This window comes from Kribbella sp. NPDC050124 (genome assembly GCF_044460355.1).
Classification (GTDB): Bacteria; Actinomycetota; Actinomycetes; order Propionibacteriales; family Kribbellaceae; genus Kribbella.
Map to the genome: position 1 here is coordinate 26,290 of NZ_JBITJU010000010.1, position 14,124 is coordinate 40,413.

Below are 14,124 nucleotides of genomic sequence, written 5' to 3' on the forward strand. Positions count from 1 at the left end.
CCGCGGCCGCCCGGGTTACATTGCCAGGGCGTTGAGGCCTGGGGGATTGGTCTACTCGCTCGTGGGGGAACCATGCGTGTATTCCGTCGTGGCGCCATCGGCGCAATCAGTCTCGCCGCGGCCGTTGCTCTGGTCGCAGCCCAACAAGCACCGGCCGGGGCCGTCCCGATCGAGGAGACGTACGCCAAGCTCCTGGTCAAGAAAGTCACCGGAGAGAACGCCAGGCAGCACATGGTCGCCCTGCAGGCGATCGCCAATCAGAACGGCGGCAACCGGGCCGTCGGCACCCAGGGCTACGCCCAGTCGGCGGCGTACGTCGCGTCCCAGCTGAACCAGGCCGGGTACAGCGTCACGCTCGACCCGATCAACTTCGTCGAGAGCTGGGTGGAGAACAGCCCGCCGGTGCTGGAGCTCACGGCCCCGACGCAGAAGACCTACACGCCCGGCGTCGACCTCTTCACCTTCCAGCCGTCGCCCGCGGGTGACGTGACCGCGCCGGTGCAGGCAGTCGACGTGACGTTGCCGCCGACTCCGACTCCGACGTCGACCAGCGGCTGCGAGATGTCGGACTTCGCCGGGTTCACGCCGGGCAACATCGCGCTGATCCAGCGCGGCACCTGCCCGTTCGCCACCAAGGTGCGCAACGCCGGGTTCGCTCAGGCCGGCGGGATCATCATCTTCAACGAGGGCCAGCCGGGCCGGACCGACCCGTTCCCGCTGGACATCGGCGAGTGGCGGGCCGGCGTACCGATGGTGTTCGCCAGCTTCGCCGTCGGCAACGAACTCGCCAACACCCCGGGCGCGGTCGTGCACCTGAAGGTCGACTCCACGCTGACGCTCGGGACCGACTACAACGTGATCGGCGAGAGCCGCAAGGGTGACCCGAACAACGTCGTCATGGTCGGCGCGCACCTCGACAGCGTCCCGGCCGGACCGGGTATCAACGACAACGGCTCGGGTACGGCGGCCATCCTCGAGACCGCGCTGCAGATCGGGAACTTCCCGGTGAAGAACAAGGTCCGGTTCGCGTTCTGGGCGGCCGAGGAAGTCGGTCTGCTCGGCTCCGACCAGTACGTCGAGGGCCTGACCCAGGCCGAGCGGGACAAGATCCGGGTCTACCTCAACTTCGACATGGTCGCCTCGCCGAACTACGCCTACAAGCTGTACGACGGCGACGACTCCGACGCGATCGGCTTCCCGGCCGGACCGCCCGGCTCGGCGCAGATCGAGGACCAGCTCGAGGCGTTCTTCGCCGGCCGCGGCCTGGCCACCGTCGGCACCGACTTCGACGGCCGGTCCGACTACGGCCCGTTCATCGCGGCCGGCATCCCGGCGGGCGGCATCTTCACCGGCGCCGAGGGCATCAAGACACCGGCCGAGGCAGCCCTGTTCGGCGGTACGGCGGGCGTCGCGTACGACGTCTGCTACCACCAGGCGTGCGACACCATCGCCAACCCGAACCTGACCGCCCTGGACGTCAACGCCGACGCCATCGCCGACTCCACCGCCAGATTCGCCTTCAACCTGACCGCCATCCCATAACGGGCTGAACTGACAGCCCGGGGCCTGAACACCCCGGGCTGTCAGTGGTTCAGGACCTCAGGAACTCGAGGAGGTCGGTGTTGAGGGTGGTGGCGTGGGTGGTGGGGAGGCCGTGCGGGAGGTCTTTGTAGGTTTTGAGGACGCCGTTCTTGAGCAGTTCGGCCGACTTCGGGCCGGAGGCGACGTACGGGACGATCTGGTCGTCCTCGCTGTGCACGACCAGGACCGGGATGCTGATCTGCTTCAGGTCCTCGGTGAAGTCGGTCTGCGAGAAGGCGACGATGCCGTCGTAGTGCGCCTTCGCGCCACCCATCATGCCCTGGCGCCACCAGTTGGCGATGACCGCTTCGGACGACTCGACGCCGGGCCGGTTGAACCCGTAGAACGGGCCGGACGCGAGCCCGCGGTAGAACTCGGAGCGGTTCGCGGCCAGCTGGGCCTGGAGGTCGTCGAAGACCTCCTTGGGCAGCCCCTCGGGGTTGGCGTCGGTCTTCACCATCAGCGGCGGTACGGCGCACAGCAGCGCGGCCTTGGCGGCCCGGGACTCGCCGTGCCGGGCCAGGTAGTGGGTCACCTCGCCGCCGCCGGTCGAGTGGCCGACGTGGATCGCGTCGTGCAGGTCGAGATGTTGTACGACGGCCGCGAGATCGTCGGCGTAGTGGTCCATGTCGTGGCCGTCGGCGGTCTGCGTCGACCTGCCGTGACCGCGGCGGTCGTGAGCGATGACGCGGTACCCCTGCTGCAGGAAGAACAGCAGTTGCGCGTCCCAGTCGTCGGCCGACAATGGCCACCCGTGACTGAACACGATCGGCTGACCGCTACCCCAGTCCTTGTAGAAGATCTCGATCCCGTCGCTGGTCGTGACCGTACCCACAGTGTTGCCCCCTCCGAATCCGGAAAACCCTTGTGTACAACAGGATTGGGCGGCCCCACGCCACCCTAACCCTGCCGACGTCGTCGAGTCTCGCGGATCCTTCGAGTAGAGGACACAATCTGACCGCTACGGTTTCTAGGCTGGAGGTATGACAGTGAACGAGCAGCAGAGTGTGACGGGTGAGCGAGCCGACCTTCTGGACTTCCTCGGCAAGCACCGGCACTTCCTGCGGTACACCGCGGAGGGGCTGTCCGACGAGCAGGCGAACACCCGGAGCACCGTCAGCGCGCTGACGGTCGGCGGCCTGATCAAGCACGTCACTGCCGTCGAGCGCCGGTGGGCCGAGTTCGCCCAGAACGGAGGTGGCGAGGACACCCCCGAGGAGACCGAGTTCACCCCTGAGCTGATCGCCGAGTGGGAGAGCCAGTTCCGCCTCACCGAGGGCGAGACGCTGGCCGGCGTACTGGCCGAGTACGAGAAGGTCGCGGCCGACACGGACGACCTCGTCCGCACCCTCGATCTCGACACCAGCTACGAGCTCCCGGCCGCCCCCTGGCAACCCCCGGGCGTCTTCTGGTCCGTCCGCCGCGTCTTCCTCCACATCACCGCCGAAACCGCCCAGCACGCCGGCCACGCCGACATCATCCGCGAATCCATCGACGGCCAGAAAACCATGGGCTGAACCCCCGAGGGCGTCACCCATGCGGGGTGACGCCCTCGCCCGGTCCGCATCAGGTCGAGTGCAGGGCCGAGTGGTCCCGGCGGCGTTGCACGCCGAGGGTGATGCCGAGGCCGGCACCGCCGAGCGCGATGCCGCCGAGTGCGCCGAGGGCGACCGACGTCGCGTCGAGCCCGGCCTCGTTGACGCTGGGCTCCGGGTAGCGGGGGAGCGGGGTCGGCACCTCCGTCCAAGGGGGCTCCGACGGTTCGGCGGCGTTGGCCGCCGGGACCGCCGTGAACAGGGCGAGACACGCGAGGCCGGCACAAGCCGTCAGGCCGGTCAGCGTCCTCGTCGCGGTGCGCAGGTGCTTCCAGGCGCCGCGCGATGTTGCGTGGGTGGACATGACTTCTCCTCTGTCCGCCGTCCGGCGGGACTCACCTAGGCCGGCAAATCCGGGTACGCCTGACGATCGGTGACCTCGTTGTCGCACCGCGCGGTCTCGCGCCGGGAAATCCCGGTATTACCGCGGTATCGCGACCGTTGACGGCCGGTACCGCAGAGGTCGAAGGTCGAGTTGTGGGTATCGCCGTTCTCGGCCCGCTCACGATCGAGGGGGAACAGAAGGTCCTCGGACGACGTGATCGCGTCGTGCTCGCAGCATTGGCCGTACGCCCCGGAGAGGTGGTCAGCGCGGACGCGCTGGCCGACGTCCTGTGGGGCGAGCAGCTGCCGCCGTCCTGGGCCAAGATCATTCAGGGCTGCGTGATGCGGCTCCGCAAACTGCTCGGCAGCCGCGCGATCGAGACCGCGCCGCTGGGCTATCGGCTGGCCCTCCCGGCCGACGACATCGACGCGGCCCGGTTCGAGCGAGCGGTCGACCGGGCTCGTGAACTGGTCGCGACCGGAGACCCCGAGCGCGCGGCTCTGGTGCTGGCCGACGCGCTGACGTTGTGGCGGGGGAGTCCGTGGCCGGAGCTGGACGGATGGGATCCCGGGCGGATCGAGGCCGCCCGGCTCATCGAGCTGCGCCATCTGGCGGAGGAGCTGTACGTCGAGTCCGCGCTCCGAGCCGGCCGGCACGACCAGGTCCTGGACAAGGCGCTCGCCTTCGTCGGGGAGGCCCCGCTGCGCGAACGTCGGTGGATCCTGCTGGCGACAGCGCAGTACCAGGCCGGCAGTCAGGGCGAGGCGCGGCCGCGCCGTCGTGATCGCGTCGTACGACGACGGCGTGTACCACTGGGACACCCGCCTCGAGCACGCCCTCGACCACGCCTGCCGCATCGCCGGCCGCGACCTGACCCCCGAGGAGTGGCAGGAGAACTTCCCCAACCGGCCCTTCCGCCGCACCTGCCCCTGAGCATCAAGCGGGGCGGATGTTCCTGTTGTGGTGGAAGGTGTTGTCGGGGTCGTACTTGGTTTTGACTTCGGTGAGTCGGCGGTAGGTGGGGGCGCCGTACGCCTCTTGGATTCGGGTGGTGTCGTCGGCGTCCAGGAAGTTGACGTAGACGCCGGTGGATCGGTGCGCTTCGAGGGCATGGAGGAATCGGTCCGCCCACGCGGTCTCGGTGACGGCGTGTTCACCGGCTTCGTGCGGGCGCCACACGGCTTCGATGACGATGTTGTGGGCCACGGTCCGCCCGGGGTAGGCGGTGGCGTCGGCAGGGACTCGGGCGACGGCGCCGCCCAGGTGGAACATCACGACGCACGACCGGGGCGAGCCGGCGAGGTAGGCGTGGTCGGCGACGACGGAGATGGTGTCGTCGGACAGGCCGGTGAGGTTCGTGGACTTCCAGTGGTAGTGCCAGCCGTGGGGGACGGTGTCGTCGATGGTTGCCTGATGGGCGACGTACGGCGTGGGTCCGACCAAGTCCACGAGTGGCGTCCCGAACCGACGTAGGCTCCGCACCACGCGCTCGCCGTCGTTGACGGCGCCGGCGTAGGAGCAGGCGACAGCAATGGCCGGCCGCCAGTGCAGGTGCTCGGGGACGACCGGCCAGGGCGGGATCGTGCCGAGCCGGATCACGCTGCCGAGCTCGTCGGGCGCTTCGGCAATGAAGTCCCGGTAGAAGCGCATCACCTCGCCGGTGTCCTCCGCCGCCCAGAACACGGCACCGGCGAGGATCTCCGGACCGAGGCGGTGCAGCGCGAACCGGAACGACGTGACGATGCCGAAGTTGCCGCCCCCACCTCGCAATGCCCAGAACAGGTCGGGGTGTTCGTCGGCGGATGCCTGAACGACGCTGCCGTCGGCGGTGACCACCTCAGCGGCCAGCAGGTTGTCGACAGCGAGGCCGTACTTGCGCATGAGCCAGCCGAGGCCGCCGCCAAGCGTCAGCCCGGCGACGCCGGTGTGGCTCACGATGCCGCCGGTGGAGGCCAGGCCATGGGCCTGCGTTGCGTGGTCGACGTCGCTCCACAGCGCGCCGCCCTGCACTCGGACGGTGCGACCGGCTGGGTCGACCGACACGGTTCGCATGGCCGACAGGTCGATCACGATCCCGTCGTCGCACACCGCCGTACCGGCGACGTTGTGTCCTCCGCCCCGTACGGCGATCTCGAGGTCGTGGTCGCGGGCGAAGCGCACTGCGGCGACCACGTCGGCGGTCCCGTCGCAGCGAGCGATCAGCTGGGGACGCCGGTCGACGGCGCCGTTCCAGACAGCTCGGGCAGTGTCGTACTCGGACTGGTCAGCAATGATCAGCCGGCCTTGGAAACCTTGGATGTCCATCGCGCTACCTCCATCGCATCGACGCCTCCATCGGACCGCCGTCGGCGCCGGCGGTGAAGTAGAGAATCTGGACTTCACACCCGAAGACCGCGGCCAGACACTGGCGGTGTGAGGACATACGGCCAGTACTGCCCCATCGCACGCGGCGCCGAGATTTTCGCCGAGCGCTGGACGCCGCTGATCATCCGCAACCTGCACCTGGGCTGCGGAAGCTTCAGCGAGATCCTGGAGGGCGCGCCCGGGCTCTCGCGCACGCTGCTCTCGCAGCGGTTGAAGCAACTCGAACGGTTCGGCATCGTCCGGTCGTCGCTCAAGCCCGACGGGCGCGGGCACCACTACGAGCTGACGCCCGCGGGTGAGGACCTCTTCAAGGTCTGCATGTCGCTCGGCGAGTGGGGTGCTGCCTGGCTCGAGATCGCCCCCGAGCACCTGGATCCCTTCGTGGCGCTGTGGTCGATGTGCAACGTGCTCCACCAGGATCGGCTCCCGGACCGGCGCGTCGTCATCCGCTTCGACTTCACCGGCGGCCCGCGTCCGGAACGGTACTGGCTGCTGATCGAGCGCGGCGAGACCGAGATCTGCAAGACGTACCCAGGTCTCGACGAGGACCTCTACATCACCGCGGAAGCCGACGCCTTCGTCAAGTGGCACGCCGGTCGGCTCAGCTGGGCCGAGGCCGTCCGCAACCGCCGCATCCAGCTTCACGGTCCGTCCCCGCTCGTACGGGCGTTCCCCACCTGGAACGCCCGCAGCGCCTTCGCCCACGTCAAGCCAATGGTCGCGGCGTGAAAACCGGGTGACCCTTCGTTGCCGGGGAGCTAGCCTCTGGGCGGCTGGATTGGAGGGCTTCTCATGGGCTACGCGATCAGGGCGTTGCGGGAGGACGATCCGGAGGTGATCTCGGAGGCGTTCAGCGCAATCGGGTGGAACAAGCCGGTGTCGCAGTACGAGAAGTACCTGGCCGAGCAGCGTGCCGGGGTGCGGGACGTTTTGGTGGCGACGGTCGACGAGGAGTACGCCGGATACGTCACCGTCCGATGGGAGTCGCCGTACCAGCCCTTCGACGGGATCCCCGAGATCCAGGACTTCAACGTGCTGCCGAAGTTCCGCCGGCGCGGGATCGGCACCGCCCTGATGGACGCGGCGGAGGCGCTGGTCGCGGAGCGGTCCGACGTGGTCGCGATCGGCGTCGGACTGTACGCCGACTACGGGACGGCCCAGCGGATGTATGTGCGCCGCGGCTACATCCCCGACGGGCGCGGCATCCTGTACAACCTCGAACAGGTCCCACCGGGCGAAATGGTCCGCAACGACGACGACGCGATCCTGATGTTCAGCAAGTCCCTCGTCTGAGATGGCAAGCTGCGCTCGTGATCGACGTTGACGCGAAGCAGACTCTGCACACCTACCTGCGGTCGGCCCGTGGGGCGCTGGTCTGGAAGCTCGAGGGGTTGTCCGAGTACGACGTACGGCGGCCGCTGACTCCGACCGGCACGAATCTCCTCGGGCTCGTGAAACACCTGGCGATCGTCGAGGCCGGGTACTTCGGCGAGACCTTCGACCGCCCGTACCCGGAGCACCTGCCCTGGTGGGACGACGACGCCGAACCCAACGCCGACGCCTGGGCCACCGAGGACGAGACCCGCGCCGACATCGTCGACTGCTACCGGCGCGTCTGGGACCACGCGGACGCGACGATCGACGCCCTCGACCTCGACGCACCCGGCCGAGTGCCCTGGTGGCCGGAGGGCGACGTGACCCTGCACCGGATCCTGGTGCACGTCCTCGCCGAGACGAACCGCCACGCCGGCCACGCCGACATCGTCCGCGAACAACTCGACGGCGCCACCGGCCTCAACCCCGCCTACAGCAACATGCCCGACCACGATGCAGCCTGGTGGCAATCTCTCCACACCCGGATCGAACAGGCCGCCAAGACCGCCCAGGCGAGATCTACTACCACCTGAGCGCCAGGGAGTTCGTCAGCTTGGGGTGCCGAAGTCGGTGCGCCGGAAGGGGAAGAACTCGCGGACGTCTTGCGCGCAGCGGCAAACGACGGCGACCTTCGCGGCCCATTTCAGCGCGTCGTCGAAGGTGGGTACGTCGACGACGAGGATGCCGCCGATGAGCTCCTTGCTCTCCGGGTACGGGCCGTCGGTGATCATCCCGTCGGTGTCGACCACGGCGTGCTTCGCGCGATAGTCCACCCCGCCCGTGAACACGAGCACGCCGGCGTCCTTGGCCTCCTGGACGACCGCGTGCGCCTCATCGGCCACCCGGGGCAGGTCCTCCTCCTTGACGTCCATCGCTCCGTCTTCGAACGAGATCAGGTACTGCGTCATCGCGTCACTCCTTGTCCCGACGGCCACCCTCCAGCCGCCTCTCACCCCTGCAACGAACACCCCACCCCGAATCCGACAGCCGCCGCCAAATCTCCCAGCCACGCTACCGCGGTGCCGGGGAAGTTCGAGGCGATGGCTGGGGCTGCCGCCGCGGAGTAGTGTTCAAGACGAGGACTGTGGACCGCGACGCGAGGGAGCCGCCGCCCATCTGATTGGCGGGGATGCGTCGCCATGGAGGTCGCTGCAGCTGCGGCCCGGGCCGCTGTCTCGGCTGTTGCCGGGCCAGGATCAAACGTATGTCGCGGGCCCGCGACCCTCGCCGCGTCGCACCGCCGGGGGGACGTCGTGCGAACAATCATCCATCCCTGGTCGGCAGTCGTGCTGGCTGCGGCCCTGCTGGCAGGCTGCTCCGCCGACGTCACCGTCGGCGACGGCACGGTCGATTCGGACCGAACCGCAGACGCGGTCGGCACGTACCTGCGCGAGCAAGTACCCGCGCTGCAGGTGGACAGCGTCGCCTGTCCCGAAGGCGTGAAGGTCGCCGAGGGAGCGACCTTCAAGTGCACCGCCGAGGTGGCGGGCAACCAGCTGCCGGTGACTGTGACGCTCAGCCATGTGACAGACGGCGATTACACCTACGAGCTCAAACCGGCCAAGGCGATCATCGACACCGAGAAGTTGGTCACGGAGATCCGGTCAAGGCTGCCGGCACAGGCCGCAGCTGCCAAGGTCGACTGTGGCACGTCCCGCGTGCAGGTCGTCGATGTCGGCGGAGTGATCCCGTGCACCCTCTCCTTGGGGAGCAGACGACAGGTCGTACGGGCCATGGTCGACAACCTTGCCGGGACGGTGCACTTCGATCCGGCCACGGTGTGGCCGGCGACGCCGACGACTTCAACCGGCAAGATCGGCGACAAGCTGACGGTGTACGACGAGGCGGGTGTCGCCCAACTCGAGGCCACCGTCGCGCGGCTGAAGTTCGCTGCCGGCGACGAGGTCGACACTCCGGAGCATGGTCTGTACATGGGCGCGTACGTGACGCTGCGCGCACTCGCGGACGGGCAAGACTTTGTGGAGTTCACCGCGCTGGTGGGCGGCCACAAGTACAGCGGAGACGCGGTCATCACCTCGACTGCGTTCGATCCGCTCCTCGATCCGGTGATCCTCGACCAGGGTGAGCAGGCCGCCGGGTGGTTGGTGTTCGACGTCCCTGCCCGGCACGGCCAATTGGTGATGCACGACCTGGACGGGCGCCAGCTCGCGGCCTGGAAGTACTGACGGGTTCCGTTGGCGAGGACGGTCGCGAACCAGTGGAGGGCGTACGGCGTCCACCACAGGATGGACGAATCGCGAACGGCCACCACGGCCACCCGCTACCTCTACCTCGCTCGGCACGCCGAGGCCCTCCCCGACGAGAGCGGACTGACTGAGCGCGGTCGTCGCCAGGCAGTCCTCCTCGGCCGACGACTGCAGGACATCCCCTTCTCCACCGTCCACCACGGCCCCCTTCCGCGAGCAGCCCAGACCGCGCACCTGGTCCACGAGCAACTGAAGACGACGCCGCCACTGGAGGTCTCAGAGGAGGCCGGAGACTACGTCCCCCATGTACCGGAGAGAGACGAGCTACCAGCGGACTCGGCCGACCACCTGCTCCGCTTCGTCCACCAGGCCACACCCGAGGAGCTCAGGCACGGCCCCGAGTTGGCCCGCCTAGCCCTGGAACGCTTCACAGGCCCAGTCGACGGCGACGACGTACGGCACGAACTGCTGATAACCCACAACTTCCTGATCGCCTGGCTGGTCCGCCACGCCCTAGACGCCCCCGCCTGGCGCTGGCTAACCCTCACCCACTGCAACGCCGCCCTGACAATCCTCCGCTACACCCCCACCCACCCCTCCTCAATCCTCCTCTACAACGACATGCACCACCTGCCCCCAGACCTCCGCTGGACCGGCTTCCCCACCGACCTACGTCCGGGGGAGTAGAGGCGTCAGTAGGTGTCCCATCTTGAGACTGCTGTATTTGATCGTGGGGCGGTTAGGGTAGCCTCACCTTGTGATTGTCTGCCACTGCGAGGTCGTCAGCGACCGCGAGGTCCGCGAGAGCATCGACCGCGGCGCTCGTACGGTCGCGCAGGTGTGCGGGGCGACCGGGGCAGGGCGGAACTGTGGCGCCTGCGTCTTCTCCGTGAAGCGATTGTTGTGCGAGCATGGGAGGTCGGTCTCGGCAACCTCGTTCACGGAGGTGGCAGGTGCAACCGGTTAACCCACGAGTCGTCGTACTGCTCAATGAGGCACTGACGCTCGAGCTGACCGTCATCAACGGGTACTTCCTGGAAGCCAGGATGCTCGAGAACTGGGGATTCAGCCGGCTCGGCAAGGTCTTCTACGACCTGTCCATCGACGAGATGAAGGACGCCGACGAGCTGATCAACCGCATCCTGCTGTTCGACGGTCACCCGAACCTGCAGAAGCTCGGCGCCGTCACGGTGGGTGAGGACGCCCAGGAGATGCTCCGGCTGGGGCTCGAGGGTGAGCTCGCCGCGGTGGCGCAGTTCAACGCGTCCGCGAAGGAGTGCCACGACCTCGGTGACCACGGCACTGCCGCCGTCTTCGAGGAGATGGTCCGCGACGAGGAGAAGCACGTCGACTGGTTCGAGAGCCAACTCGACGCGATCGAGCGCGTCGGCGTCCAGCAATACCTCGCCCAGCAGATCGACCCGGGCGAATCTCCCGGCTGAACCGCTTCGTCGGGAAAAATGACAAGCGCTGGCGGCGTGGAACGTGCCAGCATGCCGGCATGGTTGCGCGGGCATTGAGCTTCGGGGCGGTCGCGGAGGCGTACGAACGGTTCCGGCCCGGGTATCCCGTGGAACTCCTCGATCTGGTGATGGCGTACGCCGGTGGGCCGATCCGGACCGCCCTCGAGATCGGCGCCGGGACAGGCAAGGCAACGCGCCTGTTCGCGCAAGCAGGAATCGCGGTCACGGCGAGCGAGCCCGACGCGGCCATGCTCGCGGAGCTGCGCAAACACCCCCAGGCAAACGTCACCACCGTGCAAGCCGCCTTCGAGGACCTGCCGCTGGATTCGTCGTACGAGCTGGTGTATTCGGCTGCCGCGCTCCATTGGACCAAGCCTGAAGGTCGGTGGGACCGCATGGCCGCACTCGTCCAACCGGGTGGCGTATTCGCCTCGTTCGGTGTGCCGATCCAGCTGGCCGACCCAGCCCTCCAGGAGGCCGCGCGCGCGGCACGTGCGCCGTACCTCGAGGATGACGGCGTCCCGTCGCCCGACGGCACACCCGCGGATCGCCCGATGCAGTGGCCCGGCACCGAGCTCCAGCAGTCCGAGTGGTTCTCCGACGTCCGGCAGGCGGTGATCGAACGGCGCCTGACGATGAGCGCCCACGACTACATCGGGCAACTCTCGACGGTCTCGGCGTACGTGATGCTCCAGCCTGCCGACCGAGACCAGGTCTTCCGCCAAATCCTCCAGGTCCTCCCTGAAACCGTGGAACTCAACGCCGAGGTCCACGTCCACCTCGCCCGCCGCCGCCCGTAGCCAACATGAGGCGAGGGCACCACCGGGGAGGTGGTGCCCTCGCTCAGTTGCGTGGGTCAGGCCGGGAACGGTACGCCGGTGTTGCTGTGGCACCGGTAGCCGTTGGGCACCTTGTGGAGGTACTGCTGGTGGTAGGCCTCGGCGTAGTAGAAGGTGGTGGCGGGGGCGATTTCGGTGGTGATGTCGCCGTAGCCGAGGGGCTTGATGACGGGGGCGTAGAGGTCTCGGGTGCGCTCGGCCTCGGCGCGCTGGGCGTCGGTGGTGTAGTAGATGGCCGAGCGGTACTGGGAGCCCAGGTCGTTGCCCTGGCGCATGCCCTGGGTCGGGTCGTGCGTCTCCCAGAAGACCTTCAGCAGGTCGGTGAAGGTGGTCTTGGTGGGGTCGTAGACGATCCGGACCGCCTCGGTGTGGCCGGTGCCGCCGGTGCAGACTTCCTCGTACGTCGGGTTCGGCGTGTACCCACCCGCGTAGCCGACCGCGGTCGTGTAGACCCCGGGCAGCTGCCAGAAGATCTCCTCGGTACCCCAGAAACACCCAGTGCCGAACCAGACCTCCTCGAACCCCTCGGGCGCTGCGGCGGTCTGCGGCGTACCGAGAACAACGTTCTCGTCCGGTACGGCGAATCCGGGCGAAGGCCGGCCCGGCAGTGCGGCCTCGGGCTCGACCAAAGCTGTGTTGCGCTTGAAGAACGACATCTCACGCCTCTCGCAGAATGACTCTCATAGTCTCCCAACACCCCCTCTCAGGCGAACCTTCCCCCAGCCGATTACGGGAAGCGAACGTCAGGTGGTGCATTTCGACAGGAGGTGTCGGCGATCGCGCCGGATCCCCTGCTGTGGGACGGCGGGTGGTTGCGGGCAGTGGGCGTATACGTCCTGTCGAGCTGTACCCGAACCCGACCGCGTTGGCCTGCAGGTCAGGCGATCATGGCGGCTGTGCGGCGTACTGGGGTGGGGGTGGTGAGGCTGGCGTAGGCGGCGGCCAGGTGGCGGACGCCGTCGTGGAGCGCGTCCGCATCGAGGGTGAAGGGGAGGCGGGTGAACGACTCGAGGCCGCCATCCGGGGAGAAGCGGGAGCCCGACACCAGGAGTACGCCGTTCCGTTGCGCAACGCCGACCAGCGACGACCCCACCGGCTCCGGCAGCTCGCACCACAGCGACAGCCCGCCAGCCGGCACCTGGAAGCGCCACGACGGCAAGTACGTCGTCAAAGCAGCAGCGAGCGCATCCCGGCGAAGCGCAATGTCCGCCCGCCGTTCGGGCAGGATCGTCGACCGCTGCCGCAGGAGCTCCGCGACGACCAGCTGATCCAGCACCGGCGCGCCCAGATCCATCGACGCCTTCGCGTCGAGCACGCGCGCGATCAGCGGCTCCGGGACCCGCATCCACCCGATCCGCAGGCCGCCCCAGAACGACTTGCTGACCGAGCCGACCGTGATCACCCCGACCGGGTCGTACGACGCGAACGGAGGCGGCATCTCCTGTCCGTCCAGAGAAAGCTCGAACAACGTCTCGTCCACGATCGCCGTCGTCCGGGCCCGCGCGAACGCGACCGCCAGCCGCTGCCGGTCCGCCGCCGACATCGACCACCCGGTGGGGTTCTGGAAGTCGACCACCATCCACGCGGCCCGCGGCGCGGTCTGCCGGATCGTTGCCTCCAGCAAGGGGAGGTCCCAGCCGCCGGGACTCATCGGCACCGCGACGACCCGGCACCCGCTGCGCCGGATCGCGTCGACCGAGTTCGGGTGGGTCGGGCTCTCGGTCAGCACCCGATCGCCGATCTGGGTGATCGCCCGGACCGCGATCGACGTCGCCGCCAGCGCGCCGCCGGTGATGATGATCTGGTCCGCGGTCGTCGGCAGCCCGCGTTCCTCGTACGCCGCCGCGATCTCCGCCCGCAGCTCCGGCAGCCCCTGCGGGTGATACCCCGGCGTCGCCAGGTGCACCGGCAAATCCGCTGCTGCCGACGCGACCGCCGTACTGATCCCCGGTACGGCGCTCGGCGCAGCGCACGTGAAGTCGTACAGCCCGTCCGTGTCGATCCCCGGCGCATGGTGCCGGCCAAGCTCCGGTTCGACCCGAGTGGGGAGTGCGGTCACGCTGCCAGAACCGCGGCGCGACTGAAGGTAGCCGCTGTCGCGCAGCTCGCGGTACGCCGAGGCCACCGTCGTACGGCTGACACCCAGCGCGTCCGTCAGCTCACGCTCACTCGGCAGCCGCGACCCGGGCATGATCCGCCCGTCCGCGATCAGCAGCCGGAGTCGCTCAGCCAGCAGCCGGTACGCCGGACCGGTCCCGTCGGCCCAGGCGTCGAGCAGACCGGAGAGCGTGCTGGCCGGGAGATATTGCCCCTTCATGCAGTCCACTATCGCGCAATTGGCTATCGAACACCAGGCCACTTGCTCGCAAACTGAAG

Annotated in this window: 17 protein-coding genes; 11 read left to right on the top strand and 6 right to left on the bottom strand. The window is 68.5% G+C overall.

Annotation, left to right across the window (positions count from 1 at the left end; translation table 11 throughout):
• Nucleotides 1–72: 72 nt before the first annotated feature.
• Nucleotides 73–1,542, top strand: a complete 1,470-nt coding sequence (locus ACIBL3_RS23010) for a M28 family metallopeptidase (RefSeq protein WP_396355568.1) — start codon at nucleotides 73–75, stop codon at nucleotides 1,540–1,542.
• Nucleotides 1,543–1,591: 49 nt separating this feature from the next.
• Here ACIBL3_RS23010 and ACIBL3_RS23015 read toward each other — a convergent pair whose 3' ends face one another.
• Nucleotides 1,592–2,416 (bottom strand): alpha/beta fold hydrolase, encoded by an 825-nt coding sequence (locus ACIBL3_RS23015; RefSeq protein WP_396355569.1) that lies wholly within the window; start codon nucleotides 2,414–2,416, stop codon nucleotides 1,592–1,594.
• Between the two features lie 148 nt (nucleotides 2,417–2,564).
• Between ACIBL3_RS23015 and ACIBL3_RS23020 the strand changes: the two genes are divergently transcribed.
• The gene (locus tag ACIBL3_RS23020; RefSeq protein ID WP_396355570.1) at nucleotides 2,565–3,098 is read left to right on the top strand and encodes a DinB family protein; all 534 of its coding nucleotides are present in this window, start codon (nucleotides 2,565–2,567) and stop codon (nucleotides 3,096–3,098) included.
• A gap of 49 nt (nucleotides 3,099–3,147) precedes the next feature.
• Here the strand turns inward: ACIBL3_RS23020 and ACIBL3_RS23025 are convergent, their stop codons facing one another.
• Entirely contained in the window at nucleotides 3,148–3,480 is a 333-nt protein-coding gene (locus ACIBL3_RS23025) for a hypothetical protein (protein WP_396355571.1), read from the bottom strand.
• Between the two features lie 173 nt (nucleotides 3,481–3,653).
• Between ACIBL3_RS23025 and ACIBL3_RS23030 the strand changes: the two genes are divergently transcribed.
• Complete coding sequence (locus ACIBL3_RS23030) at nucleotides 3,654–4,499, top strand: BTAD domain-containing putative transcriptional regulator (RefSeq protein WP_396355572.1); 846 nt, start codon at nucleotides 3,654–3,656, stop codon at nucleotides 4,497–4,499.
• On the opposite strand, the gene ACIBL3_RS23035 is transcribed toward ACIBL3_RS23030, so the two are convergent.
• Nucleotides 4,438–5,805, bottom strand: coding sequence for an FAD-binding oxidoreductase (locus tag ACIBL3_RS23035; protein WP_396355573.1), 1,368 nt, complete (start codon nucleotides 5,803–5,805; stop codon nucleotides 4,438–4,440). The two genes, ACIBL3_RS23030 and ACIBL3_RS23035, sit on opposite strands and share 62 nt — an antisense overlap.
• A 108-nt stretch (nucleotides 5,806–5,913) precedes the next feature.
• Here ACIBL3_RS23035 and ACIBL3_RS23040 point away from each other — a divergent pair, with 108 nt between their 5' ends.
• The 3 genes from ACIBL3_RS23040 to ACIBL3_RS23050 all read left to right on the top strand — a co-directional run bounded on the left by ACIBL3_RS23040 (nucleotide 5,914) and on the right by ACIBL3_RS23050 (nucleotide 7,772).
• Complete coding sequence (locus ACIBL3_RS23040; RefSeq protein ID WP_396355574.1) at nucleotides 5,914–6,594, top strand: winged helix-turn-helix transcriptional regulator; 681 nt, start codon at nucleotides 5,914–5,916, stop codon at nucleotides 6,592–6,594.
• A 63-nt stretch (nucleotides 6,595–6,657) separates the two neighbouring features.
• Nucleotides 6,658–7,158 (top strand): GNAT family N-acetyltransferase, encoded by a 501-nt coding sequence (locus ACIBL3_RS23045; protein ID WP_396355575.1) that lies wholly within the window; start codon nucleotides 6,658–6,660, stop codon nucleotides 7,156–7,158.
• A gap of 17 nt (nucleotides 7,159–7,175) precedes the next feature.
• On the top strand, nucleotides 7,176–7,772 hold the full coding sequence (locus ACIBL3_RS23050; protein ID WP_396355576.1) for a DinB family protein: 597 nt from the start codon (nucleotides 7,176–7,178) through the stop codon (nucleotides 7,770–7,772).
• Nucleotides 7,773–7,787: 15 nt separating this feature from the next.
• On the opposite strand, the gene ACIBL3_RS23055 is transcribed toward ACIBL3_RS23050, so the two are convergent.
• The gene (locus tag ACIBL3_RS23055; RefSeq protein ID WP_396355577.1) at nucleotides 7,788–8,147 is read right to left on the bottom strand and encodes a YciI family protein; all 360 of its coding nucleotides are present in this window, start codon (nucleotides 8,145–8,147) and stop codon (nucleotides 7,788–7,790) included.
• Nucleotides 8,148–8,492: 345 nt separating this feature from the next.
• Between ACIBL3_RS23055 and ACIBL3_RS23060 the strand changes: the two genes are divergently transcribed.
• The 5 genes from ACIBL3_RS23060 (at nucleotide 8,493) to ACIBL3_RS23080 (ending at nucleotide 11,709) form a co-directional block, all read left to right on the top strand.
• A complete protein-coding gene (locus ACIBL3_RS23060; RefSeq protein ID WP_396355578.1) occupies nucleotides 8,493–9,425 on the top strand; it encodes a DUF4333 domain-containing protein in 933 nt (310 codons plus the stop codon).
• Between the two features lie 60 nt (nucleotides 9,426–9,485).
• Nucleotides 9,486–10,133 (top strand): histidine phosphatase family protein, encoded by a 648-nt coding sequence (locus ACIBL3_RS23065; RefSeq protein WP_396355579.1) that lies wholly within the window; start codon nucleotides 9,486–9,488, stop codon nucleotides 10,131–10,133.
• Nucleotides 10,134–10,203: 70 nt separating this feature from the next.
• Nucleotides 10,204–10,413: a bacterioferritin-associated ferredoxin gene (locus tag ACIBL3_RS23070; RefSeq protein WP_396355580.1), complete on the top strand. Its 210-nt coding sequence runs from the start codon at nucleotides 10,204–10,206 to the stop codon at nucleotides 10,411–10,413.
• Entirely contained in the window at nucleotides 10,400–10,888 is a 489-nt protein-coding gene (bfr, locus tag ACIBL3_RS23075) for a bacterioferritin (RefSeq protein WP_396355581.1), read from the top strand. Before ACIBL3_RS23070 ends, bfr begins: the two co-directional genes overlap by 14 nt.
• A 59-nt stretch (nucleotides 10,889–10,947) precedes the next feature.
• Nucleotides 10,948–11,709, top strand: coding sequence for a class I SAM-dependent methyltransferase (locus ACIBL3_RS23080; protein ID WP_396355582.1), 762 nt, complete (start codon nucleotides 10,948–10,950; stop codon nucleotides 11,707–11,709).
• Nucleotides 11,710–11,765: 56 nt separating this feature from the next.
• Here the strand turns inward: ACIBL3_RS23080 and msrA are convergent, their stop codons facing one another.
• On the bottom strand, nucleotides 11,766–12,404 hold the full coding sequence (gene msrA, locus ACIBL3_RS23085; protein ID WP_396355583.1) for a peptide-methionine (S)-S-oxide reductase MsrA: 639 nt from the start codon (nucleotides 12,402–12,404) through the stop codon (nucleotides 11,766–11,768).
• A gap of 221 nt (nucleotides 12,405–12,625) precedes the next feature.
• A complete protein-coding gene (locus ACIBL3_RS23090; protein WP_396355584.1) occupies nucleotides 12,626–14,065 on the bottom strand; it encodes a PLP-dependent aminotransferase family protein in 1,440 nt (479 codons plus the stop codon).
• Between the last annotated feature and the right edge of the window lie 59 nt (nucleotides 14,066–14,124).